26 protein-coding genes are annotated in these 25,631 nt (G+C 64.3%); 11 read left to right on the top strand and 15 right to left on the bottom strand.

From position 1 onward, the window contains the following. Nucleotides 1-3 precede the first annotated feature (3 nt). Together WN72_RS26005 and WN72_RS26000 are read left to right on the top strand one after the other, a co-directional pair. On the top strand, nt 4-1,335 hold the full coding sequence (locus WN72_RS26005; RefSeq protein WP_092214161.1) for an MFS transporter: 1,332 nt from the start codon (nt 4-6) through the stop codon (nt 1,333-1,335). Nucleotides 1,336-1,461: 126 nt separating this feature from the next. Next, entirely contained in the window at nt 1,462-1,935 is a 474-nt protein-coding gene (locus WN72_RS26000; protein WP_027559308.1) for a VOC family protein, read from the top strand. A 12-nt stretch (nt 1,936-1,947) separates the two neighbouring features. Here WN72_RS26000 and WN72_RS25995 read toward each other — a convergent pair whose 3' ends face one another. From WN72_RS25995 to WN72_RS25980, 4 genes are all read right to left on the bottom strand, one after another. Then, nucleotides 1,948-2,502: a CAP domain-containing protein gene (locus WN72_RS25995; protein WP_167380703.1), complete on the bottom strand. Its 555-nt coding sequence runs from the start codon at nt 2,500-2,502 to the stop codon at nt 1,948-1,950. Between the two features lie 97 nt (nt 2,503-2,599). Beyond that, nucleotides 2,600-3,694, bottom strand: coding sequence for a serine/threonine protein kinase (locus WN72_RS25990; RefSeq protein WP_167380704.1), 1,095 nt, complete (start codon nt 3,692-3,694; stop codon nt 2,600-2,602). A gap of 7 nt (nt 3,695-3,701) precedes the next feature. Next, nucleotides 3,702-5,129, bottom strand: coding sequence for a methylenetetrahydrofolate--tRNA-(uracil(54)-C(5))-methyltransferase (FADH(2)-oxidizing) TrmFO (trmFO, locus tag WN72_RS25985; protein ID WP_092214167.1), 1,428 nt, complete (start codon nt 5,127-5,129; stop codon nt 3,702-3,704). Nucleotides 5,130-5,254: 125 nt separating this feature from the next. Beyond that, a complete protein-coding gene (locus tag WN72_RS25980) occupies nt 5,255-5,407 on the bottom strand; it encodes a DUF1127 domain-containing protein (protein WP_007590701.1) in 153 nt (50 codons plus the stop codon). A 665-nt stretch (nt 5,408-6,072) separates the two neighbouring features. Here WN72_RS25980 and WN72_RS25975 point away from each other — a divergent pair. After that, nucleotides 6,073-6,399: a hypothetical protein gene (locus WN72_RS25975; protein WP_027559304.1), complete on the top strand. Its 327-nt coding sequence runs from the start codon at nt 6,073-6,075 to the stop codon at nt 6,397-6,399. A 73-nt stretch (nt 6,400-6,472) separates the two neighbouring features. Here WN72_RS25975 and WN72_RS25970 read toward each other — a convergent pair whose 3' ends face one another. Then, nucleotides 6,473-7,297 carry a lytic murein transglycosylase gene (locus tag WN72_RS25970; protein ID WP_027559303.1) on the bottom strand — a complete coding sequence of 275 codons (825 nt, stop codon included), beginning with the start codon at nt 7,295-7,297 and terminating at the stop codon, nt 6,473-6,475. Nucleotides 7,298-7,432: 135 nt separating this feature from the next. After that, entirely contained in the window at nt 7,433-8,341 is a 909-nt protein-coding gene (locus WN72_RS25965) for a DUF2189 domain-containing protein (protein ID WP_092214357.1), read from the bottom strand. A 333-nt stretch (nt 8,342-8,674) separates the two neighbouring features. Here WN72_RS25965 and WN72_RS25960 point away from each other — a divergent pair, with 333 nt between their 5' ends. Beyond that, complete coding sequence (locus tag WN72_RS25960) at nt 8,675-9,076, top strand: DUF3597 domain-containing protein (protein WP_027559301.1); 402 nt, start codon at nt 8,675-8,677, stop codon at nt 9,074-9,076. Between the two features lie 76 nt (nt 9,077-9,152). On the opposite strand, the gene WN72_RS25955 is transcribed toward WN72_RS25960, so the two are convergent. Further along, a complete protein-coding gene (locus tag WN72_RS25955) occupies nt 9,153-9,428 on the bottom strand; it encodes a GNAT family N-acetyltransferase (RefSeq protein ID WP_027559300.1) in 276 nt (91 codons plus the stop codon). Between the two features lie 104 nt (nt 9,429-9,532). Here WN72_RS25955 and WN72_RS25950 point away from each other — a divergent pair, with 104 nt between their 5' ends. Next, nucleotides 9,533-10,468 (top strand): tetratricopeptide repeat protein, encoded by a 936-nt coding sequence (locus WN72_RS25950; RefSeq protein ID WP_092214171.1) that lies wholly within the window; start codon nt 9,533-9,535, stop codon nt 10,466-10,468. A 199-nt stretch (nt 10,469-10,667) separates the two neighbouring features. Continuing rightward, nucleotides 10,668-11,066 (top strand): SPW repeat protein, encoded by a 399-nt coding sequence (locus WN72_RS25945; protein WP_027559298.1) that lies wholly within the window; start codon nt 10,668-10,670, stop codon nt 11,064-11,066. 47 nt (nt 11,067-11,113) lie between these two features. On the opposite strand, the gene WN72_RS25940 is transcribed toward WN72_RS25945, so the two are convergent. The 3 genes from WN72_RS25940 to WN72_RS25930 form a co-directional block, all read right to left on the bottom strand. Continuing rightward, nucleotides 11,114-11,389 (bottom strand): GNAT family N-acetyltransferase, encoded by a 276-nt coding sequence (locus tag WN72_RS25940; protein WP_092214173.1) that lies wholly within the window; start codon nt 11,387-11,389, stop codon nt 11,114-11,116. Between the two features lie 11 nt (nt 11,390-11,400). After that, nucleotides 11,401-11,916, bottom strand: a complete 516-nt coding sequence (locus WN72_RS25935) for a DUF3828 domain-containing protein (protein WP_092214175.1) — start codon at nt 11,914-11,916, stop codon at nt 11,401-11,403. 86 nt (nt 11,917-12,002) lie between these two features. Then, nucleotides 12,003-12,365 (bottom strand): hypothetical protein, encoded by a 363-nt coding sequence (locus WN72_RS25930; RefSeq protein ID WP_167380705.1) that lies wholly within the window; start codon nt 12,363-12,365, stop codon nt 12,003-12,005. 95 nt (nt 12,366-12,460) lie between these two features. On the opposite strand from WN72_RS25930, the gene WN72_RS25925 reads away from it, so the two are divergent. The 3 genes from WN72_RS25925 (at nt 12,461) to WN72_RS25915 (ending at nt 15,541) form a co-directional block, all read left to right on the top strand. Beyond that, on the top strand, nt 12,461-12,958 hold the full coding sequence (locus WN72_RS25925; protein WP_027559294.1) for a hypothetical protein: 498 nt from the start codon (nt 12,461-12,463) through the stop codon (nt 12,956-12,958). Nucleotides 12,959-13,063: 105 nt separating this feature from the next. Beyond that, nucleotides 13,064-14,671 (top strand): acyl-CoA synthetase, encoded by a 1,608-nt coding sequence (locus WN72_RS25920; protein ID WP_092214177.1) that lies wholly within the window; start codon nt 13,064-13,066, stop codon nt 14,669-14,671. 9 nt (nt 14,672-14,680) lie between these two features. After that, nucleotides 14,681-15,541, top strand: a complete 861-nt coding sequence (locus WN72_RS25915; protein ID WP_027559292.1) for a PCC domain-containing protein — start codon at nt 14,681-14,683, stop codon at nt 15,539-15,541. Nucleotides 15,542-15,658: 117 nt separating this feature from the next. Here WN72_RS25915 and WN72_RS25910 read toward each other — a convergent pair whose 3' ends face one another. Further along, nucleotides 15,659-17,722 (bottom strand): DUF1217 domain-containing protein, encoded by a 2,064-nt coding sequence (locus WN72_RS25910; protein ID WP_092214179.1) that lies wholly within the window; start codon nt 17,720-17,722, stop codon nt 15,659-15,661. 1,011 nt (nt 17,723-18,733) lie between these two features. Here WN72_RS25910 and WN72_RS25905 point away from each other — a divergent pair. Continuing rightward, nucleotides 18,734-19,300, top strand: coding sequence for an SRPBCC family protein (locus WN72_RS25905; protein ID WP_027559290.1), 567 nt, complete (start codon nt 18,734-18,736; stop codon nt 19,298-19,300). 2 nt (nt 19,301-19,302) lie between these two features. Beyond that, nucleotides 19,303-20,256, top strand: coding sequence for a YVTN family beta-propeller repeat protein (locus tag WN72_RS25900; RefSeq protein WP_092214181.1), 954 nt, complete (start codon nt 19,303-19,305; stop codon nt 20,254-20,256). A gap of 67 nt (nt 20,257-20,323) precedes the next feature. On the opposite strand, the gene WN72_RS25895 is transcribed toward WN72_RS25900, so the two are convergent. From WN72_RS25895 to uvrA, 4 genes are read right to left on the bottom strand one after another with little or no spacing between them, the layout of a single operon-like run. Then, nucleotides 20,324-21,250 carry a nucleoside hydrolase gene (locus tag WN72_RS25895; RefSeq protein ID WP_092214183.1) on the bottom strand — a complete coding sequence of 309 codons (927 nt, stop codon included), beginning with the start codon at nt 21,248-21,250 and terminating at the stop codon, nt 20,324-20,326. A gap of 36 nt (nt 21,251-21,286) precedes the next feature. Beyond that, a complete protein-coding gene (locus WN72_RS25890; RefSeq protein WP_092214184.1) occupies nt 21,287-21,931 on the bottom strand; it encodes an HAD-IA family hydrolase in 645 nt (214 codons plus the stop codon). Nucleotides 21,932-21,984: 53 nt separating this feature from the next. Then, on the bottom strand, nt 21,985-22,548 hold the full coding sequence (locus WN72_RS25885) for a DinB family protein (protein ID WP_027559286.1): 564 nt from the start codon (nt 22,546-22,548) through the stop codon (nt 21,985-21,987). A gap of 47 nt (nt 22,549-22,595) precedes the next feature. After that, entirely contained in the window at nt 22,596-25,571 is a 2,976-nt protein-coding gene (uvrA, locus tag WN72_RS25880) for an excinuclease ABC subunit UvrA (RefSeq protein ID WP_092214186.1), read from the bottom strand. Nucleotides 25,572-25,631 lie beyond the last annotated feature (60 nt).

Genomic DNA, 25,631 nt, shown 5'->3' with positions numbered 1-25,631 from the left:
ACCATGACGATTGCCACGGCGGCGACGGCCGACCTCGATACTGGAATTACCGAGCATCAAGTCATCAAGAAGATCGCGTGGCGGCTGATGCCGCTGATCATCGTCTGCTACTTCTTCGCGTTCTTCGACCGCGTCAACATCAGCTTCGCCAAGGCTGCACTCCAGGCGGATCTTGGCCTCAGCAACACGGCCTATGGTTTCGGCGCCAGCCTGTTCGTGGTCGGCTATGTCCTCCTGGAAGTGCCGAGCAACATGCTGCTCTATCGTTTCGGCGCACGGCGCTGGATCGCCCGCATCATGATCTCCTGGGGCCTGGCGACGGCTGCCATGGTCTTCGTCAACAGCGAGTGGCAGTTCTACGCGCTGCGCTTTGTGATCGGCGCGATGGAAGCCGGCTTTGCGCCCGGCATCCTCTATTACCTGACACTGTGGTTTCCAAAGTCGCATCGTGGCCGCATGACGTCCGTGTTCTTTCTCGCCACCGCATTCTCGGGGATCATCGGCGCACCGATCTCGGGTCTCATCCTCAATTATCTGCACGGGCTGCATGGCCTCGCCGGTTGGCAATGGCTGTTCCTGGCCGGCGGCATTCCTTGCGTCGCGCTCGGCATCGTCGTGTTATTGCGCTTCGATGACGGGATCGAGCAGGCCGAATGGCTGAGTGACGACGAGCGGAGGCTGATCTCGGTGCAACTGGATCGCCAGAAGGGCCAAATTGGCGAGCATTCGGCGTGGCGCTCCTTGCTCATGCCTGGCGTGCTTTTGCTCGGGTTCATCTACTTCCTGATCCAGATCGCGTCTTACGGTCTCAATTTCTGGGCGCCCGATCTGATCAAGGCGGCCGGCGGCGGCAGCGCGGCTGCGATTGGCTTCCTCACGGCGGTGCCCTACATCTGCGGCGCCATCTGCATGATCGTGGTCGGGCGATTGTCGGATGCCTCGGGCGAGCGCCCGAAGTTCGTCGCGGGCCTGATCCTGGCCGCAGCGGTCGGCTTCTTCGCGTCCGGCGCATTCGACCGGAACGTGGTCACGCTGGTTGGCGCGCTTGCGATCCTTGGCGGTGGTGTGGTTGCGGCCATTCCAACCTTCTGGACGTTGCCTCCGAAGATTCTCGCCGGCGCCGGCGCAGCGAGCGGGATCGCGCTCATCAATACGCTGGGGCAGGTCGGCGGCATCGTCAGCCCGATCATGGTCGGCTCGGTGAAGGACTGGACCGGCAGCACGACGCCCGCGCTCTACGTCATCGGTGGTTTGTGCGCGCTCTGTGCAGTCCTGTTGCTGACGGTGCTGCCGCGCGACTTGAAAGCCAAGGATTTGGCGGAACCAGCACGGTAGGGCTGCGGCAATCGGCGCGCCTTGGTGGCGCGCATCCAAGAGGGTATCTAGCGTGAAGAAGATCGCGCCACTATCCGTTCTCAACGAATGTCGGTGCGATCGTCTTGGAACCGAAGGGGATACACGATGGCGAAGAACACGATTTGCCTCTGGTACGACAGGGATGCCGAGGCGGCTGCCCGCTTCTACGCCGCGACGTTCCCCGACAGCACGGTGAGTGCCGTACACCGCGCGCCGAGCGACTATCCGTCTGGCAAGGCTGGCGACGTGCTCACGGTCGAGTTCACCGTCGCCGGCGTCGCCTGTCTCGGCCTCAACGGTGGGCCGATCTTCAAGCACAACGAAGCCTTCTCATTCCAGATCGCCACCGACGATCAGGAGGAGACCGACCGCTATTGGAACGCCATCGTCGGCAATGGCGGGCAGGAGAGCGCCTGCGGCTGGTGCAAGGACCGATGGGGCGTTTCCTGGCAGATCACGCCGCGCATGCTGACCGAAGCGCTTGCCGCCGGTGGTGCCGAGGCCAAGCGCGCGTTCGATGCGATGATGGAGATGACGAAGATCGACGTCGCAGCGATCGAGGCCGCGCGCCGCGGCTGAAATCGTCCGACCTCAGATGCAGAGGCTGAGCAGCTTGACGTGGCAGCCGCTGGATTTAGGCTTGCTCGCGGGTGCAGTCTCGCGCTTCACGGCGACCAGCGGCTCCTTATCTTTATTCTTCTTCTTGCCCTTGGGCTCGTAATCGCCGGCGATCACCATCGCCCAATAGGTGCGCTTGCCGCTGGCGTTCTTGGCGCTGGCGATGCCGACGCGGGAAGCGTTGTGCAGCAACAGGTTCTTGCGGTGCCCGGAGGAGTCGATCCACTGTCCGAGCGTCTTCTCGAAATTGTCGTAGCCGTAGGCGATGTTCTCGGCGGCGCGGCCCGCGCCGGCCGGGGCGACGCGCCGGTTGAACGGGCCGAGAGCGTCATGGCTGAGGTCGTCCTTCGCCGCCATCGCGCGCGCCTGGTCCATGGCGATGCGGTCCAGCGTTGCGTCGCGGACGACGCGGACTTCACCGTGCTTGAGGCGGAAGCTCGAGATCTGCTCGGCCGGAGACTCGGCCATGGCCGGGGCGGCCACCAGCAGCAGAAGGCTGGCGACCAGGCCGCCAACCACACCATGCATCGTCGTCCCCCGCGTCCCCATGATTCCGCCAAAGCCTGCCTTCGTTTGACCGCTTCTCTATCGCCATTGTGGACGCTTCAAGGCAGAGGGCCCCGCGCTAGGTGGTTGGCAGGTCCGCCTCGAAATTGAAGCGGTCGCGGAGGTTCTTGCGCTGCTCCAGGATGTCCTTGAGGAAGGCGCGATCCTGGTCGTTCCTCATCATCGGCTCGATCAGGTCGAGCTGGTTCATGGCGACCAGCTGCAGTATCTCCGTGCGCGGCTTGCCGCTGGGATCGCGCGGAAGGGCGTGCACGACCTGGATGTGTTCCGGCGGCTTCGGGCCTTTCGCGGCGGTCAGCTCGTTGCGGAGCTGGCCTTCGAGCGTGGCCTGATCGGCCTCGACGAAGGCATAGAGCCCGACGCCCGAGCGGCGGTCGGCGAAGGCGACGATGGCGGTATCGCGCACGGCGGGATTCTTGCGGATCAGCTCGGCCAGCACCGGTGCATCGTTGACGAGCCGGCGGCCGCCGCCCTCGCGGTCGGTGAAGTTGAACAGGCCGCGGGTGATGGCGCGATAGACCTTCTTGCCGGTGGCAAGCCACAGGCTCGCGGCGAACGACTTCTTCGCAAGGACCTTTCGCTCGCGCGGAGTCAGCGCCTCGGGCGCGTAGGAGCGCTTGTGCTTGAGCAGATGCCTGAGGTCTTCATAGGCGAGGATGCGATAGAGCCGGCCGCGCCGTTTGAAGCACGCTGCGAGCTGGAAGTCGGTCACGTAAGCGAGGCCGTCGCGGCCGACCAGCCAGTTCTGTTCCTTGGCGAGATCGTTGTGGCAGATGCCGGCGCGGCGCAGCCGGCGCAGCACCGCCTTGGCCGAGCGAAAATAGGCGAGGTCGCCATGGGGCTTTGCCAGATGCAGCGCGACGCCGTCGACGAAGCCACGCACGAGCGCGCGGCGTCCGGCCCACAGCAGCTCGGGGCCGACGTTCAGGCCCTTTGCGAGCGCCAGCGCATGCTTCTCGCGCGCGAACAGATGGCGCGCCAGCAGGAAGGACCACCATGGCACTTCATCGAGCCGGCGCAGCACCGCGTCAACCTCGCCGTTCTCGCCGCGGAAGCGGCCGCGCTCGACGGTCGAGAACACGTCGCGCTTGAGCAGAACGCCCTCGGTCCAGCGCGCCGACAAGGTCGCGGCGTCGTCTTTGGGGAGGCTCATCTGAAACTCACGCCGCGGTGGCAATGCGCAGGTGATCGGCGATCCAGCGATCGAGATCGGCGAGCGCCCGCGCACTCATCGCTTGCTTCTTGGCCACCGTCTTCTCGTTGCCGCGCAGCCGCGTGCCGTCCGGTTTCTTGGTCGGTGCGCTCGCGAGCGGCGGAAACAGGCCGAAATTGATGTTCATCGGCTGGAACGAGCGGGTACCCGGCTCGATGGTTTCGATGTGGCCGCCCGTGATGTGGCCGAGCAACGATCCCAGCGCCGTGGTGCCCGGCGGGCTCGCCGGCGTCTCGCCGCGGGCGTCGGCTGCCGCGTAGAGGCCGGCGATCAGGCCGACGCTGGCGGATTCCACGTAGCCCTCGCAGCCCGTCATCTGGCCGGCGAAGCGCAGCCGCGGCTGCGCGCGCAGGCGCAGCTGGCCGTCGAGCAGCTTTGGCGAGTTGAGGAAGGTGTTGCGATGCAGGCCGCCGAGGCGGCCAAACTCGGCCTTCTCCAGCCCGGGAATGGTGCGGAAGATGCGCTGCTGCTCGCCATATTTCAGCTTCGTCTGGAAGCCGACGATGTTGTAGAGCGTGCCGAGCTTGTTGTCCTGGCGCAGTTGCACGATCGCGTACGCCTTGGTGGCGGGATCGTGCGGGTTGGTGAGGCCGACCGGCTTCATCGGGCCGTGGCGCAGGGTCTCGGGGCCGCGCTCCGCCATCACCTCGATCGGCAGGCAGCCGTCGAAATAGGGCGTGTTGGTCTCCCACTCCTTGAACTCGGTCTTCTCGCCGGCGATCAGCGCGCCGACGAAGCCGTCATACTGCTCCTTGGTCATTGGGCAGTTGATGTAGTCGGCGCCGTTGCCGCCGGGGCCGACCTTGTCGTAGCGCGACTGGAACCAGGCTACCGACATGTCGATGGACTCGCGATGCACGATCGGCGCGATCGCGTCGAAGAAGGCGAGCGCGTTCTCGTCGGTCAGCTCGCGGATGGCATCGGCGAGGGGGGCAGAGGTGAGGGGACCGGTCGCAACGATGACGTTGCTCCAGTCGGCCGGCGGCAGGCCCGCGATCTCGCCGCGGGCGATCTCGATCAGGGGGTGGTCGTTCAGCGCCTTGGTGACGGCGGCCGAGAAGCCGTCGCGGTCGACCGCGAGCGCGCCGCCGGCGGGCACCTGGTTGGCGTCAGCCGCGCGCATGATCAGCGAGTCGAGCCGGCGCATCTCCGCATGCAGCAGGCCGACGGCGTTGTTGGCGGCGTCGTCCGAGCGGAACGAATTGGAGCAGACGAGCTCGGCCAGACCGTCGGTGCGGTGCGCCTCGGTCATGCGGGTCGGCCGCATCTCATGCAGCACGACGGGCACGCCGGATTTCGCCACCTGCCAGGCGGCCTCGGAACCGGCAAGGCCGGCACCGATCACGTGCACGATGTTCGATTGGGGTCCTGTCATGGGGCGGACAGGTAGCGCTTTTCGGCGGAGAGTGGAATCGCCGAGATCGAGTTTTCTGCCATCAGAAACGACAACGCCCGCACGAGGCGGGCGCTATCGGTTCGTCCGGTAAGGGCTGAACGATATCAGCCCTGATACTGACCGGCGGCAACGCGCGGGATGTCCGAGCGATCGAGGCCGATGTCGGCCAGTTCGCGATCGCTGAGCTGGGACAGCTCGGCAACATTGCGCTGATAGTCCCGGAAAGCCTGGATCATGCGGATGAGCGAGAGCAGCATTGGTAGTCTCCTGTAGTTCGATTCAGCCTTTCCCAAGGCCTCATCGTTGAAATGAATATAGATGAGAGTGGTGCACTGCGAAAGTTCCGATGTTGCGATGCAGCTAAGCGTCGGATGCATAGCGCCGGTAACGGACGATTAACCCGGAGGCAAGCTCGCACAAGGAGTGGGCGAGCGAGACGTCAGATTGTCATAAATGTCCGTGAATACACGGGCTTATGATTACAATCGCGGTTCCCTTCGAGACCGAAATAAGTCGTGTTCCCCTCCCACGCAAGGCGACCGGTCAGCTACTGGGCCCAAGTCTCGCATGCGCGAATCGCATGTGTGGTTGAGTCTAAATAATGAACATTAATTCATTATAAGGGGCGGGCTGAGCACGAGCAGACAGCTCCTCGATGGGGCGCCGCCACCGATTCGTCAGCTCTTTAGCCGGTGGGCCGAACGACGGAGACCAAGGAACCGGCAGGGACAGAGGGAGCTGATCCGGGCGTGGTTCGCGTCTTGACCTCTCCCGGCGCGGTGCGCACACGTCAGGGGTGTGGTTTTATTACCAAGTTGTAATGAAAATCAGAAATTTCGCATGCGCCTCTGCGCAGCGCGCAACATCACGCAATTCTCGCGGGGAATTTATTGCGGCAAGTTGCCGCGCCCGGAGGAAAGTCATGCCGCAGATTCCGGCAATGTCGCTGGATCTGTCTCAAGAACAAGAGAAGGAAAGTAACATCATGACGAAGTTACTCGGGGTTATCGCAATTGCCGCCGTCGCATTCGCCGTCGCGCCGGCCCAGGCCGCCAAGCACGCCATGGGCGGCTGCAGCTCGGCCAATCTGGAGAAGACCGAAACCGCGATCGAAGCCATGGCCGACGGCGACAGCAAGTTCGTCGCGCAGAAGGAGATCGCTGCGGCGCAGGACGCGCTCCTCAATGGCAAGATGGGTGTGTGCGGAGCGCATTTGAACAAGGCGATGCACGCCACCATGGGCAAGTAAACGGGTAGGTAAACGCACTCAAGAGAGGGCCGGTCGCCGGGCGATCGGCCCTATGCGTTTGCAGAGTGTTGTCTTAAGGAGCGCGCGCGAGCTGAGTGGCGAAATAGGCCACGGTCTTCGAATAGACCTCGCTCTTGTTCCACTGCTGGAGCACCGCGAAGTTCGGGCTGCCGGGCTGCCAATCCTTACCCTTCTGCCAGCCATACCCGGCGAGATAATTGGCGGTGGACGCCAGCACATCGGGCGCATTGTGCAGGAGATCGCGCTTGCCGTTGCCGTCGAAGTCGACGGCATATTTCATCCAGGACGACGGCATGAACTGGGTCTGACCGAGCTCGCCGGCCCAGGCGCCCTTCATGTCGCCGGGCGCCAGGTCGCCGCGCTGGACGATGCGCAGCGCATCCATCAGCTCAGCACGAAATTGCTCGGAACGCCGGCAGTCATAGGCCAGCGTCGCCAGCGAGCGGATGGTGGCGAACTTGCCGGTGTTGACGCCGAAATCGGTCTCGAGCCCCCAGATCGCGACCAGCACCTCGCCGGGCACGCCGTAGGTCTGCTCGATCCGCGAGAGCACCGAGCCGTATTGCTTCATCATGTTGGAGCCGCGCGTCATCCGCGGCGGCACCATGCGGCCGGAAAACTCTTCAAAAGTCTGGGTGAAGACCTTTTGCGACTTGTCACGATTGAGCACGCTCTGGTCGAGCGTCACGCCGGCAAGCCCGGCGGTGATGGCCTGCTGCGAGATGCCCTTGGCCGCAGCGTCGGCTTTGAAGTCGGCAAGCCAGGCGTCGAAATTGCCGGAGCCGCAGGCGACCGCGGCAAGCGCTGGCTGGGCGGACAGGATGGACGCGGAGAGGGCGAGGGCTGCGAGAGCGAGACGAGAAATCGTCGGGGTCATCAGATGAAATAGATTCCGTGAAGTGATCTGACCGGCAGGCGCAATCTCGATTGTAACCGCGGCCAAAGCAAGGCGTATGACAGTTCGCGATCCCGCCCGAGCCGGGCTCGGGCAGGATCGCATGTCACGATGGCGTCAGGCGTCTGACCTGTTACGCCAGGGGAAGAGGTTGGCGGGGAAGTCGGCGGCCGGCTTGCGCGGGCGATGCGGCGGGGGCGGCACCGGGCGCGACCCGGGCTCCGAGGCGATCACCTTGCGGTAGAGGTGCCAGGTGGCGTGGCCGAGCAGGGGGATCACCACGGCAAGGCCGAGGAAGGCCGGGATCGTACCAAACGCCAGCAACACCGCCACGATCAGACCCCAAGCCGCCATCGGCACCGGGTTCTTGGCGACGACGCGCAGCGAGGTGACCATCGCCTCGAACGCGCCCGCATGGCGGTCGAGCATGAGCGGGAATGACACGGCGCTGATGCAGAGCGCGGCGAGGGCGAACAGGAAGCCGGCGCCGCAGCCGACCACGATCAGCCACCAGCCTTGCCGGGTCGTCAGCACGCGCGTCATGAAATCGGAGATTCCGGTCACGCCCTCATAGCCGAACGCCGACACATAAATGGCCTGCGCGGTCGCGACCCAGGTCACGAACAGGGCGAGCAGCAACGTGCCGAGGCCGAGCATGGCGCCGAACGAGGGCGAGCGCAGCACCTCCATGGCATCCCAGGCACTTGCCTCTTCGCCGCGTTCGCGCCGGCTGGAGAGCTCGTAGAGACCGAGCGCCGCGAACGGCCCGATCAGCGCGAAGCCGGCGGCCAGAGGAAACAGCAGCGGCAGCACCGAATGGCCCATCACCACGCGGGCGAGCACGAGGCCCAGCACCGGATAGATCACACAGAGGATGATGGCGTGGCTCGGAACCGCCTTGAAATCTTCCCAGCCGCGCTTGAGCGCATCGTGGAGGTCGGAGAGTTGGATGGTTCGGATCACCGGTCCAGCCGCGTCAGTCGGCTGGGCCATCGTTGGGACATTGCCCCGGTAGAATGTGGCCATGGTCGCTAGCTCCCTTGCCGGGCGGCCGCATTCGGCGCCGGCAACGGCGCAAGCGGCCGCCATTCTCTGAGTTGCGCGATCCCGACCAGACGCGAATTCCGGAAGACATCGCGAGCTGAGCGAGAAGCGTACGCCCATTTCCGAGTCCTGTCCCTCACGCTTGGGTGAAATTCGATGTCGCAGTGCAACCTCGAATGTGTCATTCGGTCGTCATTTCGCCGCAGATAAGCTGATGCTGCTTGTTCGTTCACAGGAACGCGGGCGCAACGCGGTAACTTCGTCTATAAGTGCCACTCAAGGCCCTTCCAACGGATCCTTTTTCGGGGAGCAGACATGAGCATTTTCGGGAAAATCATGGGCGCGATCTTCGGCAGCCATCCGGCTGCCGCCGCACCCGCAGGCAGCGCACCGTCGCCCAGCGCGCCCGCCAGCGCCGCGCCGGCTGGATCGGCGCCTGCTGCCGCGCCGGCGGCAACGGTCGACGTCGCTGCGATCGTCGACAAGGCCGCGGCCGCGCACAAGGGCGAGAAGCTGGAGTGGCGCACCTCGATCGTCGACCTCATGAAGGCGCTCGACATCGATTCCAGCCTTGCCGCGCGCAAGGACCTCGCCAAGGAGCTCGGCTACAGCGGCGACATGAATGACTCCGCCAGCATGAACGTCTGGCTGCACAAGCAGGTGATGTCCAAGCTCGCCGCCAATGGCGGCAAGCTGCCGCCGGAAATCAAGCACTGACCGCTTGATCGGTCATTGCCAAGGGGATTGAGCTAAGGGATGAGAAGGGCTCGCGATTTCGCGGGCCCTTTTGCTTTCAGGCGACGAGGTCGGCATCTTCCGGATGCCGCTCGAGATAATCGACGACGAAGCCGCAGCCGGCGATCACCTTCTTGCCGTCGCGGCGGATCAGCTCCAGCGCGCCCTTCACCAGTTCGGACGCGATGCCGCGGCCGCGCAGCGCACGCGGCGTCTCGGTGTGGGTGATGATCACCGCCGACGGCGTCAGCCGGTAATTGGCGAAGGCGACCTCGCTGCCAACGTCGAGCTCGAAGCGGCCCTTCTCCTTGTTGTCGCGTACCGATGCCGCCATGCAATATCCTTCCGAAGCGCTGCCTCTTTCCTGATCTAGGCGCCTGAACCGGCCCTTGCCAAGGTGCGACCAAGGGAGGTTGCCGCAGGGGAGATATCTCGAAAATGCGTGTCCCGCTCAGCCTCATGGCGTTGCTCGCCGCGCTTGCTTCGACGGCGCCGCTGCCGGCTGCGGCCGAAGGCGGTCCGGTCTGGGACGCATGCGTCGGGCTGACCAGCACGCCGGAGGAGCGGGTCAAGGCGTGCTCGACCGTGATCGAGACCAGGAGCGAGAGCGGCCACCGGCTCGCCGGCGCCTATTGCAATCGCGGCCATGGTCTCACCGAGAAGCGAGAGCTCGACGCGGCGCTGTCGGATCTCGACGAGGCGGTCAGGCTCGCTCCCGACTATGCCTGCCCCTTCAACAATCGCGGCCGCGTCTACAGCTTCAAGCGCGACTTCGATCACGCCATCGCCGACTACGATCAGGCCATCAAGCTCGATCCCTCGCTGGCGCTGGCCTACAGCAATCGCGGCGAATCCCGCTACAACAAGGGCGATCTCGACGGCGCCTTCGCCGACTTCGATGCCGCGATCAAGCGCGATCCGAACTATGCCACGGCCTACACCAATCGCGCCTTGGTCTACTACCGTAGGCACGACATGGCGCATGCGCTCGCCGACTACACCACGCGGATCAAGCTTGCACCCAGCCTGCTCGCCTATATCGACCGCGGCAACGTCTATCGCGACAGCGAGCAACTCGACCGCGCCGCCGCCGACTATGGCGAGGCGATCCGCATTGCGCCGACCGATGCGCGCGGCTGGCGCAACCGCGGCATGATCCGGCTCTACCAGGGCGACGACAAGGGCGGTCTTGCCGACTACGACAAGGCGCTGCAATACGATCCCTCCGACGTGTTCTCCTGGAACAATCGCGGCCAGGCCAAGCTTCGGCTCGGCGACAAGCAGGGCGCGATCGCCGACTTCAGGAAGGCGCTGGAATTGAAGCCCGGCCTGCCGGTCGCGCGCGAGGCGCTTCAGAGGCTCGGGGCCCTGTAGCCGCAGCGCGATATGAGTTGGTGACCGGCGAACATCGCGGCGGCCATCGAAATAATCCTCGCATTCGCTCTTGCGCGGTCGCCGGCGGCTCCCACGTCTTTTGCAGGACATACGCCGAATGCGGCAGGCAGGGTCGCTAGATATTCGGTGTGTCATGATCGCCAGCCGCAGACGTATGCCTCTGTCGTAGGAGGGTACGATGTCGGACTTTGGTTTCTTGAATACTCATCGAACATGGGAAGACTGGTGCGGGATGGTGCTGGGCGCACTGATCGTCGTCTCGCCGTGGTTTCCCATCCAGGAACAACCCGCGATCGCCGCAGACTCAATGGTCATCCTGAACGCGGTTGCAGTCGGCCTGGTCGTGTTTGGCATCAGTCAGCTCGAATATGTCGCGCTGCAACGCTGGCAGGAGGTGGCGACGATCCTGGTCGGATTGTGGCTCATCGCCTCGCCCTATTTCCTCGGCTATTCCGGTGAAGGGTTCCTGCGCATCTACCACACCAGCCTCGGCGCGGTGACGGTCCTCCTTGGCATGCTGCTGCTGTGGCAGGACTGGGATCTGACTGACCAGGACATGCTCAAGCACGGGCGATAGGCCGTGGACGTCGGCAGGCCCGCCCGGCTACAGGCGGGCCTGTGCCCTCATCGCCTCACCAGGTCCTGGTACTCCGGATGCTTCTCGATCCACGCCTTCACGAACGGGCATTGGGGGATCAGCTTCAATCCTGCCGCGCGGACCTGGTCGAGCGCGCCTTGCACCAGCTTTGAGCCGACGCCCTTGCCGCCGAGCTCCTTCGGCACGTCCGTATGCTCGAAGGTGATGACTTCGCCGTCGAGCTTGTAATGCTCGGTCGCGAGATGGCCCTCCACCTCGAGCTCATAGCGGTGATGGGCCTTGTTGTTGATGACGTCGCTCATGTCGTCTCCGGTCAGCTCTTCAGCGAGTCCGTCAGCATCTTGCGGATCGACCAGGCTTCGCCGTCGGAGGAGCCCTTGATGTCGTCGATCTTCCAGCTATTGGCCTCGCGCACGAAGTCGTAACGCACGATCTGGTCGGCGGGTTTCCGGTCGTTGCGGTGGCCGGTGATGGTCACCGCGACCGTCGCCTTGTCCGCTTCCATCTTCTCAGCGTCAACCTTGAACGACTTCACGTCCGGTTCCTGCGAATTGGTGACCGGATCGAAATCGACCGGCCCGACGTCGCCTTTCGGCGTGTGCGCATCCGCCTTGGCCCACAGCGTGACCAGCGATTTGGAGAGGTATTTTGACTTCGCTGCCTTGTTCTCGATGACGAAGGCGGCGCCACCGTCGCCCTTGCCCTTGGCGGCGCGGGTATAGATCGCGGTCAGGATGGCGACGGGATCCGTGCGAGCGGGAGTCTCGGCGAAAGCCGGGGCGATTCCGGCAAGCAGAGAGGCGGCGACGAAAGTCCGACGGGTGAGCATGAACTGTCCCTGAGATGACGGCGCGCGACAACAGGCCGGAGTGGCCGGCGCGTATCCTCTGTAGACCGATGGACCGGCCGTTCGGTTCAATCACTCGCCTTGGCGAGCCTGGAGTCTTCCGGCTGGGGCTGTTGGCGGAGGCAACCCTGGCAGATGACGAGGGAGCGGTTGACCCTGGCGTCCTGCTCGGCCTCGATGCCGTCCTGCACCTGCCACCATTCCCTAGAATAGGGCTGAAGTCCGGCCTGCGATCTGGTGCGATCGGCCGCCGCTGCGGCGCGCGTTGCACGCGATGAGGCAGAGCGCGGCTGGTTGGGATTCTCGCCGGCGCCGTCCCAGGCGTAGCGTGCAGGCTTGAAGGCGGGATCGGGTGCGAGATGGGCTTGCGGGGCGACGGCACATCCGGCGAGCGCCAGCGACAACAGGAGGAGGGCGGGCGCTTTGACCATGATGCGGCACTCTGTACGCGAGAACTGAGCGAAGGTTGCGCTGATCATGTTTAAAATTCCCTGAACGATCGTGCCCGCACCGCCGACAAACGCGCATGCGCTATCTCATCCTCCTGCTCGCTCTGTTCGCTTCCACTGCGCGCGCCGACGATGCGAAGCCGTTCAACCCGGCCGACTATCCTCCCGCCGTGCAGAAGGCGCTGCATTATGCCAACGAGGAATGCGAGAGCCAGGATGGGGGCGTCGTGACCTTCGCCTCGGATACCGTGCGCAAGGTCGATCTGACCGGTGATGGCCGCGAGGACTACATCGTCGATTTCCGCGACGCCAAATGCGGCGACCGCGAGACCACCTATTGTGGAACCGGCGGCTGCGTCATGACCATCCTGGTGACGCTGCCTGACGGCAGCGTGCGCCCGGTGTTCGACGGCTATATCCGCAGCTACAAGATCCTGGCGCCGCCGATCAAGCGTGGCGCCGCGCGCACCGTCCGCTTCGATCTGCACGGTAGCTATTGCGGCGGTTTTGGCACGCAGGCCTGCGTCAAGGAGAGGGCGATCACGGCAACGCCGTTCGCATTCAAGCAGCCGTAGGGCAGGCGCGCGGCCGATGGTCTTGCTACGTCGCTGGCGATGGCGATAAATGGGCTTCAATGAGCGGGCGGCTTGCGCGCCGACCGCACTCGAAGAGGAAGCCCGATGCAGCCCCTGCGCATGTCCCGCCGCGTCATGAATCTCGCTTACATGCTGACCCAGAATGCGCGGCGGCATGGATCGCGCCCCGGTTTCGTCTGGGGTGACCGATCCTGGACCTGGCGCGAGATCGATGCGCAGGTCTCCGCGCTGGCCGCGGCGCTCGCCGCGCGCGGCATCGCCAAGGGCGATCGCATCCTCGTCCATTCCAAGAATGGCGACGAGATGTTCTTCTCGATGTTCGCCGCGTTCCGGCTCGGCGCGGTCTGGGTTCCCACCAATTTCCGCCTGATGCCGGACGAGGTCAGCTATCTCGCCGAGGCCTCCGGCGCGAAGGCATTTTTGTGCCATGCCGATTTTCCCGAGCATGCCGCGGCGGTGAAGGGTGGGGCGCTGGAATTCATTTGGAGCGTCGACGGCAAGGCGTCGTTCGGCGAGACGTCGGTCGCGGAGGCCATCGCGTCGAAGGCGGGTAACGCGGTCGAGAACGTCGCAGTCGAGCACGACGATCCCTGCTGGTTCTTCTTCACCTCCGGCACCACCGGCCGTTCCAAGGCTGCGGTACTGACCCACGGCCAGATGGGCTTTGTCGTCACCAACCATCTTGCCGATCTCACCCCAGGTGTGACGGAGGCGGATGCCTCGCTGGTGGTGGCGCCGCTGTCGCATGGTGCCGGCGTGCATCAGCTGGTGCAGACCGCGCGCGGCGTCTGCACCGTGCTGCTGCCGACCGAGAAGTTCGACATCGACGAGGCCTTCCGCCTGATCGGGAAGCATCGCGTCGCCAATCTCTTCACGGTGCCGACGATCCTGAAGATGATGGTCGAGCACCCCGCGATCGACAAATACGATCATTCCTCGCTGCGCCACGTGATCTACGCCGGCGCGCCGATGTATCGCGAGGATCAGAAGACTGCGCTGAGGAAGCTCGGCAAGGTCATCGTGCAGTATTTTGGATTGGGCGAGGTCACCGGCAACATCACGGTTCTGCCGGCGGCACTGCACGATCCAGAGGACGGCCCATATGCGAAGATCGGCACCTGCGGCTTCGAACGCACCGCCATGCAGGTGTCGATCCAGGACGATGAGGGCCGCGAGCTCGCAGCCAACCAGAGCGGCGAGATCTGCGTGATCGGACCTGCGGTGCTTGCGGGCTACTACGACAATCCCGAGGCCAATGCGAAAGCGTTTCGCAACGGCTGGTTCCGCACCGGCGACCTCGGCCACATGGACGAGGAAGGCTTTGTCTACATCACCGGCCGCGCCTCCGACATGTACATCTCCGGCGGCTCCAACATCTATCCGCGCGAGATCGAGGAGAAGATATTGACCCATCCCGCGGTCGGCGAAGTCGCCGTGCTCGGCGTGCCCGATGCGACCTGGGGCGAGGTCGGCGTCGCCGTCTGCGTTGCGCGGGAAGGCGCGAAGGCCGTGAGCGAGGCCGAGATGGCGGCGTTCCTCGGTCCGAAGGTGCCGCGCTACAAGATGCCAAAGCGCTTCTTCTTCTGGGAGGCGTTGCCGAAGTCGGGCTATGGCAAGGTGCCGAAGCGGATGGTGCGCGACGAGCTCGAGGCGCGCGGCCTGCTCGATCTCGACAAGACGAAGGCGGGCTGAGCGTACGCGATGCGGAATATCAAGCAGCCGGGCGCGCCGCTTCCCGAACGCATCCAGTGGGTGGAGGCGAGGGGGCGCGCCTTCGCGTTCACGCTTCAAGCCGGCCTGCCGTTGCTGGAAGCCGCGCGCCGCGGCTTTGCGGCGGAGGGATTTGCCGGTGGCGTGCTGAATTTCGGCCGCGGCACGCTCGGGCCGTTCGCCTATGTGATGCCGGCGCTGTCGAAGACCGGCGAGAACGCGGCGTTCTACAGCGATACATTTCGGCCGGGCGGCCTGACGCGCACCAAGCTCGGCAGCATGACGCTCGGCTCGCGCGACGGTGCGCCGTTCTTTCATTGCCACGGGCTCTGGACCGAGGCGGACGGCAAGGCGAGCGGCGGCCACATGATGCCGGACGAGACCATTGTCGCCGAGCCGTTCGAGGTCGAGGCGTTCGGCCTCGATGGCGCAGCGTTCACTGCCGAGGTCGATCCGGAGACCAACTTTAGGCTGTTCGGACCTTTGGCTTCCGCGAGCACCGGTGCGCGCACGACGAGCCGCGCCTTTGCCTTGCGGCTGCGGCCCAACCAGGATTTTGCCGGCTGCCTCGAAGACTTCTGCCGCGCGCATGGCATCGCCCGCGCGAAGATTCACGGCGGCGTCGGCTCCACCATCGGCGCGCGCTTCACCCATGGCGGCGTGACCGAGCCGTTCGCGACGGAGCTGGCGGTGACGGCGGGGACGATTGCGCCGGGCGCTTCGGGCGCACTCGAGGCGGCGCTCGACATTGCCTTGATCGATTATACCGGCGGCGTCGCGGATGGCCGCTTGATCCGTGGCGACAATCCCGTGCTGATGACCATGGAGCTGGTGCTCGAGGTCATGGGCTAGAGCATGATCCGGAAAAGTGCGCAGCGATTCTCCGAAAAAATCATGCTCAACTAATAACCTAAAGCGCGATGACGATTCATCCTGATCTCATCCCGCTTTGGGATCGCCGAGCGATCATCAGTGCGAACGTAGCTTGGCAATGGCCAGGTACGTCGAGTCACTTAACCCCGAGTTCGATCCCTGAAAGAGGTTGAGCAGGGGGGATTGACCTTGACCTGTGCTCTGGCTGTTTCTGATGTCGTACATCGCGGAGAAACGGTTCAACAGCTTTGCAACCTTGGTGGGGTCGGACAGATCCGTGATCTTCATGAATCTGTCCACGAACTTGGCCTGCTGATCGATCGGCATCGCCGCCATCGAGTCAGGTAAATCGAACGTGGTCCTGAACACCTCCGAGAGGGCCTTGTCGGCGAGAATGTCGTAGGCGGAGGTGATTTCACCCGCCTTGCGCTGGAAATAGAGCGCGAGGCGCACGCCGGGATTCGTCTCACCCTGCTGCTGCTCCAGGCTTTGCTGGAGATAGTTCGCCTGTGTTTCCCGGAATTGATCCCGCTTCTGGGGACCCATCATCGGCAGGCGTGCGACGTTGCCTTTGCTATCGAAGTTGAACGATGCCACGATTTCAGCAAAGCGAGGATCGCTCTGCGTGTTCGCGAAGCTCTTGGGATTGCTCAGATCGGAGGCGAAGATCTTCTCGAGAAATTCGGAGCTGACCTTCTTGGGGTCCAAGCCTTTGGCGACGAGAATGAAATCGACCATCTTCCGGTTATCAAGCAGCTCGGAAACGCTGTCGATGCCAGCGATGGCTTCCTGATAGGACGTCGCGTCCTTCTGGGCTTGTGCCCGAACTGCCTTCTGCTGATCGGGGCTTGCCTGCTTCACTGCTTGAATGACGTAGTCCTTCGCAATATCGAGGACTTCAGCCGGGTCCTGAGCCACCAGGGGCGTCGTCAGGTTGCCCTTTGCGTCGAAGTTGAAGGCGCGCGCAAGCTCGACGTAGCGATTGTCCTTGAGCGTATAGACGTAGCTCTTGGGATCGCTGAGGTCGCTTTCGAGCACCTTCTCGACGGTGTCCTGCGAGACCTTTGCGGGATCGAGGCCGACGGCGCCCAGCGCGAAGTCGTACACGGCTGGAGTCGATACGAACGTCTGGAGCGAATTGATGGTGAGGATGGCCGTTCTGAACTGCCTGATGGCGAAAGCTTCGTTCAGCGGGCTTGCAGCCGCATAGACCGCGGACTTGCTGTCGTCGTACGCCTTTGTCGTGAGCGTGACGTTTGCAGCAGTCTGGGCGGACACGCCTGACGGAAGCGACCCGTCAGGCGAAAATTCGAACGCGCCGGCCAAGTCTACAAAGTTGCCAATCGTCGCGATCTGGTCGCCGAGGTCGGATACGCTCTTCGTGTATGATTCCAGGTGATATTTTTCGACCAGGATCTGGACCTTCAACTGGGACACGTCAGCGCCCGGCTGCGAGAGTTGGGCCGTGTAGTCGGTGATCTTCGTATTGGTGGCGCTCACGTCCGATTTGGCTTGAGCGAGCTGGGCGTTGAGGCCAGTCAATTGAGATGCGAATGTGGTGTTGACGTAGCTGTTTGGATCGGATGGATCGCTGCGCAGGACCTGGCTGATCGTGTCGCGCGGCCACTTGCTTTCATCGATCCCGAACGCTGAATAGACGTAGTTGCGAAGACGATCGTCGTTCAGGAGCTGGTCGGCACTGGTGATGGTGCCGATCTTGGCGTTGTAGTAGTTGGTGTCGTCGGCAAGCGCGTCGACTTGGCTCTTCTTGGTCGCGGTGTACAGGCCGATCATCTCATCGGTCTGGTCGTCCGATTGCGCGACCGGCGTTGCAGTGCCGTTGAAGGAAAATGCCGCGGCAAACTCCTGGTAGCGCTTGTCGACCAGCTTGTTGACGAAGCTCTTGGAGTCGTTGAGGTCGCTCTCCAGCACCTTTTTCATGAAAGCCTTGGCGTAGGCCATGTCCTCCAGGCCATATGCCTTCATCGCATAATGATAGAGGCGATAGTCCTTCATGAAATCGTCGACGGTCTTCACCTTGCCGATGTTGGCCTTGTAATAGGCGGCCTCTCGCGCGACGTCCGTCTGCTGTTCGACGCGCGTCAGAGACTGCTTGAGGTTGCGCGTGATGTAGCTGTAGCTGAAATAGGTTGTGACCATCGCGCATTCCTCGCGGCTTTAGTGTCCCGGACGTCCGTCAATCATTGCCGGGGTCGCGAGGTGGGAGCTGGCCTCATGCCAGCAAGCTGTCTTACGTCGTCTCGGGGCGTTTCTGGCCTGCAATCTCAAGTGTTAGTTCGCGCCCAGTAACGCTTGCCGGGTCTATTTCTGTTTATTTCTAAATGTTTCTCAGATGCAGCTTTCGCGAGGATTGTGTTCCCGATATGTTCTAGCCGGGCGCTGCCCAGGTTGCGGTGACATGCTTCGCCTTCATTTGGTGTTTGAGCGCGCGGACGCACTTTCCCGTTCTCGCGGCAGGTCGTGCCCGAGCTTTGCGATTGCCCCCGAAAATGCCGAGGGCGCAGGGAAGGCCGGGTGCCGGCCGGGCACCCACGGTCCACTGTGCGAAAGGTGGCAACAAAAAATTGCACAGCGGCATACAGGTGAAGCCAAACATCCGGCCTTCCCTGCGCAGAGGTTTGACGGCTTATGTCGCGCTCTCCCCGGGGAGCGATGCACTATTGCCCCCGTCGCCTTGCCGCTCGCTGACGCGCGTGCCCGGTTGGGCCGCAGCATCACAGCAGGACTTGGCGCACAGACCCCGGGCGCCGGGACCACACGATTTTGCCGTACGCAGGCTGCACCGGTCGTGCGCGCGCTAGCCGTCGCTCACGGTGTGAACCGCCCTGCAAACCGCCTTCGCGCCGACGCCGCCTGCGTCCACCACGTCCCATCCCGCGTGTCGTGACGATCGCGATACGCCCCTCGGCCCGGGCTGGGATGTCCAAATCATGCGATATTTCCGAATTCGCATAAAGCGAATTGTTTTCGCCTGGGTGCATTGACCTTGCTCTTGCGTGTGTTGCCTGTCGGGCAACGCAACGGATGGTGTGGATGGGCGAGCGCCTCCGCCACAGCCGCGCCGCGAACCGGTCTCGCCATGGTCCAAAAATGCGCTACCATGACCTCAGCGCGCCCCAAGTCGCGCGGATTGAGGAGTGAGGAAACGGTATGAGGACGAGAAGCGGAACGGCGATCGCCGGGGTGGCGGCGCTGGCGGTGGCGGGGATGGCTCTGACGGCTGTGTTTGAGCCGGTCTGGGCCCACGGGCCGACCCGGCAGAAGGTGCGGGAATCCATCGAGATCAACGCGGCCCCGGCCAAGGTGTGGGCGGCGATCGGCAATTTCCAGGACATGGGCTGGCTTCCGCCCGTCACCAAGACCGAGGGCGAGAAGGGTAACGAGATCGGCGCGACGCGGAAGCTGACGCTGACCGGCGGCGCCACGGTCGATGAGGAGCTCTACAAGTTCGACGCGGCCGCGATGACCTATTCCTACCGGATCACCACCGTCGACGTGAAGGTGCTGCCGGTCACCAACTATTCCTCGACGCTGACGGTGACGCCGAGCGCGGACGGCAAGGGTGCGACGCTGGAATGGGCCGGTGCGTTCTACCGCGGCTATCCCAACAACGATCCGCCGCCGGAGCTGAGCGACGAAGCCGCCAAGACCGCGGTGAGCGGGCTCTACAAGACCGGCCTCGAGGCGCTGAAGAAGAAGATCGAGAGCGGAAGCTGACCGTGCGCGCGCTGGCTCTGGCGGCGCTCACCGCCAGCCTCTGCATTGCAGTTCCCGGCTGCGCATCCGCCGAAGAGGCGTTCGTCACCAACCAGCTCAGCGACGATCTGATGGTCGTGGACCTCGCGACATCACGCGCGGTTGCGACCATCCCGATCGGCGGCAAGCCGGCGGGCGTTGCCGTCAGCCCGGACGGGCGCTTTGCCTACGTGACGAGCCCCGACGCCAAGGCGGTGACGGTGGTGGACGCCGCAACGCGGCAGGTCGCGGGCCGCATCGAGGTCGGCGGCGGCCCGCTTGGCATTGCGGTCGCGCCCGACGGCCGCACCGTCTATGTCGCCGACTGGTATGCGGCGGCGGTGCGGGTGATCGATGCGGCCTCGCGGCGCCTCACCGCCAGCATCGCGGTCGGCGCTTCGCCCTCGGGGCTCGCGGTGACGCCCGACGGCAAGCTGCTGCTCTCGGCGGACCGCGACGACGACAGCGTCTCGGTCGTGGACGCCGCGACGGGCCAGCGCAAGGCGACCATCAAGGTCGGCACCCGCCCGTTCGGCGTGACCATCGATGCCGAGGGTAAGCGCGCCTACACCGCCAATGTCGGCTCCGACGACGTCTCGGTGATCGATATCGCCGCGGGTGCCGAGATCGGCCGCGTGCCGGTCGGGATGCGCCCCTATGCGGTGGCGCTGGCGCAGGGCCGCGGCTTCGTCACCGACCAGTATGGCGGCACCGTCAGCGTATTCGATCTTGCGAGCCTGAAGCCGGTCAAGCGCATCAATGTCGGCGACTATCCTGAAGGCATCAACGCGACCGCCGACGCCAAGCGCATCATCGTCGCCTGCTGGGAGAGCAACACGCTCGATGTCATCGACGCGGTCGAGCTGAAGGTGATCGGCGAGGTCAAGACCGGCGACGGCCCGCGCGCGTTCGGAGCGTTTTTGCGGAAGACGGAGTAGGGGGCTGTAGCCCGCATGAGCGGAGCGACATGCGGGACGCTCCCGGATAACGCTTCGCTCATCCGGGCTACGGCACCTTTGACGCAGCGAAGTCTCGCAGCTTCACGAAAAAATCCTTCAGGATCGGGTTGCGGTCCACATAGGTCACGTAGCGGATCGGATGCCGCCTGCGGTCGACGCTCCACGTCATCTGATCCGTGATGACCGGAGCGGGGATGATCACGCTCGGCGCCCACGCGGGGTCGAGCAGCCAGCCGACCGCCGCCATGTCCCAGATCTCCTTGGCCCAGCCCATGTGGTCGGACGAATATTCCTTGAAGCGCATGGCGAGAAACGCGCCGATGTTGCCGTGGGGTTCGACGTAGCGTTCGATCTCCGGCACCGTCGAGTGCAGGCGCGAGGTGACGCCCATGCACGGGACGAGGACGAGCGGCACGCCACTGTCGAGCAGCACCTGCGCGCCGCCGACGTCCTGCTTCAGATTGAACTCGACCGTGTGGGGCCATTCCAGCGCATGGCCGCCGAGCCAGACCACAACGATACGGTCGATGATCTCGGGCGCTCTCAGCAGCGCCGAGGCGACGTTGCTGATGGCGCCGATGGCGACGACGTAGAGCGGATTGTCCGGCGTGCCCGCGCGCGCCCGGGCGATGAGGTCGTCCACGGCGGGGGCCGTCCGCGCCGTCTTGCCGGGGCCGACATAATCGGTGACGCCGCGGTGAACCAGGCCTTCCGGCGCGACGTTCAGGCGCTCCAGCAGGCGCAGGATTTCCTGATAGCTCAGCTCCATGCCGTGGCCGGGACTGTCCGCGCGCGCATTGAAGAACGGCGCGGCGTAGATCGCCTCGACATCAAAGCGGTCCTTCGACAACAGCATCTGCACGAGCGCGAACTGATCGTCGATTTCGTTATAGGTGTCGGTGTCGAGCGCGACCCGCAACCGGCCGACCGGCGGCTCCAGGAGCTTGAGGCGGCTTGCGTCCGTGAGTGTCATCGGGCGTCTCCCTTCGCCGTGCGCGGCGATTGCGGATCAGGCGCTCTGCGAAATCCGGCAGACCACTTCGGCAATCTCCTCCATCTGCGCGAACATGTGATCCGGCGCAAGCGCCCGCAACGCCGCCGGGGCCGCGTAGCCCCAGCACACGGCGCCACAGGCGATGCCGACGGCACGCGCCGCCTCGATGTCGCGGACCTCGTCGCCGATCGCGATGACCTTGCCCGGCTCTACGCCCGCGCGCCGGATGACACGTCGGAATTTCGCGGGCTTGCCGAACAGCGATGCAGAACAATCGAAATGCGCGAACAGCGCCGCGGCATCGCCGAGCTTCTCACGCGCATTGGCTTCGCTGTCGGATGTCACCAGCGCGAGCTGCACGCCGCTCTCGATCAGGGTCCGCAGCATGGCCTCGACACCCGCGAACAGCGGAATCTCGCTAGCTGCCTCCGCCTTCAGCCGCCGCGCATGCCGCGCGATTGCCGGCAGCTTCCACAAGGGCACCTCGAGCCGGGAAAGGATCTCCCGGGTCGAGGCATGCCGCAGCCCCTCGACGTCCTCATCGGCGACGCGGCGAAAGCCGAAGCGATCGGCGACGTCGTTGATGGTGCGCAGGAACCAGGGAAAGCTGTCGACGAGCGTGCCGTCGAGATCGAAGATGGCGAGGGTGTAGGGAGGCATCCGGGGAGCTGACGACGGGTAACAAGGGCAGGCGAACCTGCCAGGTTCGTCCGCTATGATATCCAAACGGTGCTCTCGGTCCAGCCGAGTTCGGCGAACTCGGCGGCCCGGAGCGGTGCTTCTCCCTCCGCGAAGAATTCGTCGAGTTGAGGCGGCGCGACGGCCGTTGCGGACAGCATGGCGTGCGCCTGCCCGCGATGATGAATCTGATGCTGAAAGAGATGCATGAGCAGCCGGTCGCGGCGCTCGGTCTGAATCCGCGAATCTCGGTTGATCCTGACGACCCCGTCGAGAAGGTTCGGCGTCAGCGCATCGCAGACTGCGATCAACCGCCTGTCGATCGCGGCTTGAGCGGGTTTCAACGCGGCCAGCGATGGGTACGGGACTTCGTTCTCCCAGGCCGCAGGTCCAAGCCATCCACCCTCCAGCGCATCGACATAGAAGAGGTCGATGACATAGATGTGGTTCAGCGTACGCTGCAGGCTCGGGAAAAAGCCGGTTCGCTCGGCTTCAAAATCGCCTTGGCTCAAAGCGGTGCAGGCAGTCAGCAGCCGGTGGTTCGCCCAGCCATTGTTGTGGGCGAAGGCGCGGTAGGTTTGCACAAAGCCAGCGGACAAGCTTGATCTCCCTTGGACCAATTGTCGGCGGATTTCGCTCGGTTCGCTTACTCCGCCGCCTCGCTCGTGCTCCTTCGCTTCGGCTTCCGCGCCTTCTTCAGCACCGGCTCCAAAAACTTGCCGGTATAGCTCCGTGGCGCCTTCGCGATATCCTCCGGCGGGCCCCAGGCGACGATCTCGCCGCCGCCGTCGCCGCCTTCGGGGCCGAGGTCGATGACCCAGTCTGCGGTCTTGATGACCTCGAGATTGTGCTCGATCACCACGACCGTGTTGCCCTGTGCCACCAGCTCGTGCAGCACCTCCAGGAGCTTCTTGACGTCGTGGAAGTGCAGGCCGGTGGTGGGCTCGTCCAGGATGTAGAGCGTGCGGCCGGTGGCGCGCTTGGACAGCTCTTTTGCCAGTTTGACGCGTTGCGCTTCACCGCCTGACAGCGTCGTCGCTTGCTGGCCGACGTGAATGTAATCCAGCCCGACGCGGTGCAATGTCTGAAAAGTCTCGCGCACGCGCGGCACTGCCTTGAAGAACTCGGCGGCTTCCTCGACGGTCATGTCGAGCACGTCGGCGATGGACTTGCCCTTGAACAGGACCTCCAGCGTCTCGCGATTGTAGCGCTTGCCCTTGCAGACGTCGCAGGTGACGTAGACGTCGGGCAGAAAGTGCATCTCGATCTTGATGACGCCGTCGCCCTGGCAGGCCTCGCAGCGGCCGCCCTTGACGTTGAAGGAGAAGCGGCCGGGCTCGTAGCCGCGCGCCTTGGCTTCGGGGAGGCCCGCGAACCATTCGCGGATCGGCGTGAAGGCGCCGGTATAGGTCGCAGGGTTCGAGCGCGGGGTGCGGCCGATCGGCGACTGGTCGATGTCGATGATCTTGTCGATGTGCTCGAGACCCTCGATGCGGTCGTGGGGAGCGGCGCCTTCGCTGGCGCCGTTCAGCTTGCGGGCGATGGCGCGATAGACCGTGTCGATCAGCAGCGTCGACTTGCCGCCGCCGGAGACGCCGGTGACGCAGGTGAACAGGCCGAGCGGAATCTCGGCGGTGACGTTCTTGAGGTTATTGCCGCGCGCGTTCACCACCTTGATGGTGCGGCGATGGTTCGGCGGGCGCCGCTCCGGCACCTCGACCTCGAGCTCGCCGGTCAGGTACTTGCCGGTCAGCGATTTCGGGTTGCGCATGATCTCGGCGGGCGTGCCTTCGGCGACGATGTTGCCGCCATGCATGCCGGCGCCGGGGCCGATGTCGAGGACGTAGTCGGCAAGCCGGATGGCGTCCTCGTCATGCTCGACCACGACCACGGTGTTGCCGAGGTCGCGCAGGCGCTTGAGGGTGTCGAGCAGACGCGCATTGTCGCGCTGGTGCAGGCCGATCGAAGGCTCGTCCAGCACGTAGAGCACGCCCGTCAGGCCCGAGCCGATCTGTGAGGCCAGGCGAATGCGCTGGCTCTCGCCGCCGGACAGCGTGCCGGAGGAGCGGGACAGGGTGAGATAGTTGAGGCCGACGTCGAGCAGGAAGGTGAGGCGCTCGCGGATCTCCTTCAGGATGCGCCCGGCGATCTCGTTCTGCTGCGCGTTGAGCGCCGCCGGCACGGTCTCGAACCATTCGCCGGCCTTCCTGACCGACAGCTCCGAGATCTCGCCGATATGCTTAGCCCCGACCTTGACGCAGAGCGCCTCGGGCTTGAGCCGGAAACCGTTGCAGGCGCCGCAGGGCACGTCGTGGAAGTATTTCGCGAGCTCCTCGCGCGCCCATTCGCTCTCGGTTTCCCGGTAGCGGCGGTTGATGTTGGTGATGACGCCCTCGAACGGCTTCTTGGTGTCGTAGGATCGGACGCCATCCTCGTAGGAGAACTTGATCTCGTCCTCGCCCGACCCATGGAGGATCGCGGTCTGCGTCTTCTTGGGCAGATCCTTCCATTTGGTGGTCAGCGTGAACTTGTAGTGCTTGCCGAGCGCCGTCAGCGTCTGCGTGTAATAGGGCGACGACGATTTGGCCCAGGGCGCGATCGCGCCCTTGCCGATGGCGAGCTCCTTGTCGGGGATGACGAGGTCCTCGTCGACATGCTGCTCGACACCGAGGCCGCCGCAGGCCGGGCAGGCGCCATAGGGGTTGTTGAACGAGAACAGGCGCGGCTCGATCTCGGGGATGGTGAAGCCGGAGACGGGGCAGGCGAACTTTTCCGAGAACAGGATGCGCTCGGGGCCGCTCTTGTCGTGGATCTTTGCGGTCTTCTTCTTTTCCTCGGCAGGCGCGGCTGCGGGCGCATCGGCGAACTCGACGACGGCAAGGCCCTCGGCGAGCTTCAGCGCGGTCTCGAAGCTCTCGGCGAGGCGCTGGCCGATGTCGGCACGGACCACGATGCGGTCGACCACGACGTCGATGTCGTGCGGGAATTTCTTGTCGAGGCTGGGCGCTTCGGCCAGCTCGTAGAAGGTGCCGTCGATCTTGACGCGCTGAAAGCCCTTCTTGAGCCATTCGGCGAGCTCTTTCCGATACTCGCCCTTGCGGCCGCGCACGACCGGGGCGAGCAGATAGAGGCGGGTGCCTTCCGGCAGCGCCAGCACGCGGTCGACCATCTGCGAGACGGTCTGGCTTTCGATCGGCAGGCCCGTGGCCGGCGAATAGGGCACGCCGACGCGGGCCCAGAGCAGGCGCATGTAGTCGTAGATCTCGGTCACGGTACCGACGGTCGAGCGCGGATTCTTCGAGGTCGTCTTCTGCTCGATCGAGATCGCCGGCGACAGGCCGTCGATCTGGTCGACGTCAGGCTTCTGCATCATCTCAAGGAACTGGCGGGCATAGGCCGAGAGCGACTCGACGTAGCGGCGCTGGCCCTCGGCATAGATGGTGTCGAAGGCGAGCGAGGATTTGCCGGAGCCGGAGAGCCCGGTGAAGACCACGAGCTTGTCGCGGGGAATCTCGACGTCGATGTTCTTGAGGTTGTGCTCGCGCGCGCCACGGATCGTAATTGCGCGCAGGCTCGAGCCCGCGTTCTGCTGTTGGCGCTTCGCCTTGATCACTTCATCCATCCGAGTTGCCCTCAAGGAATCCCAAAAGCGCGCGATCGCGCCAACGAAAAGGCACGCTTC

Origin of the sequence: Bradyrhizobium arachidis (assembly GCF_015291705.1) — a bacterium.
GTDB lineage: Bacteria > Pseudomonadota > Alphaproteobacteria > Rhizobiales > Xanthobacteraceae > Bradyrhizobium > Bradyrhizobium arachidis.
The sequence above is the reverse complement of the archived record's forward strand: the minus strand, read 5'-3'. Positions and strand labels throughout refer to the sequence as shown.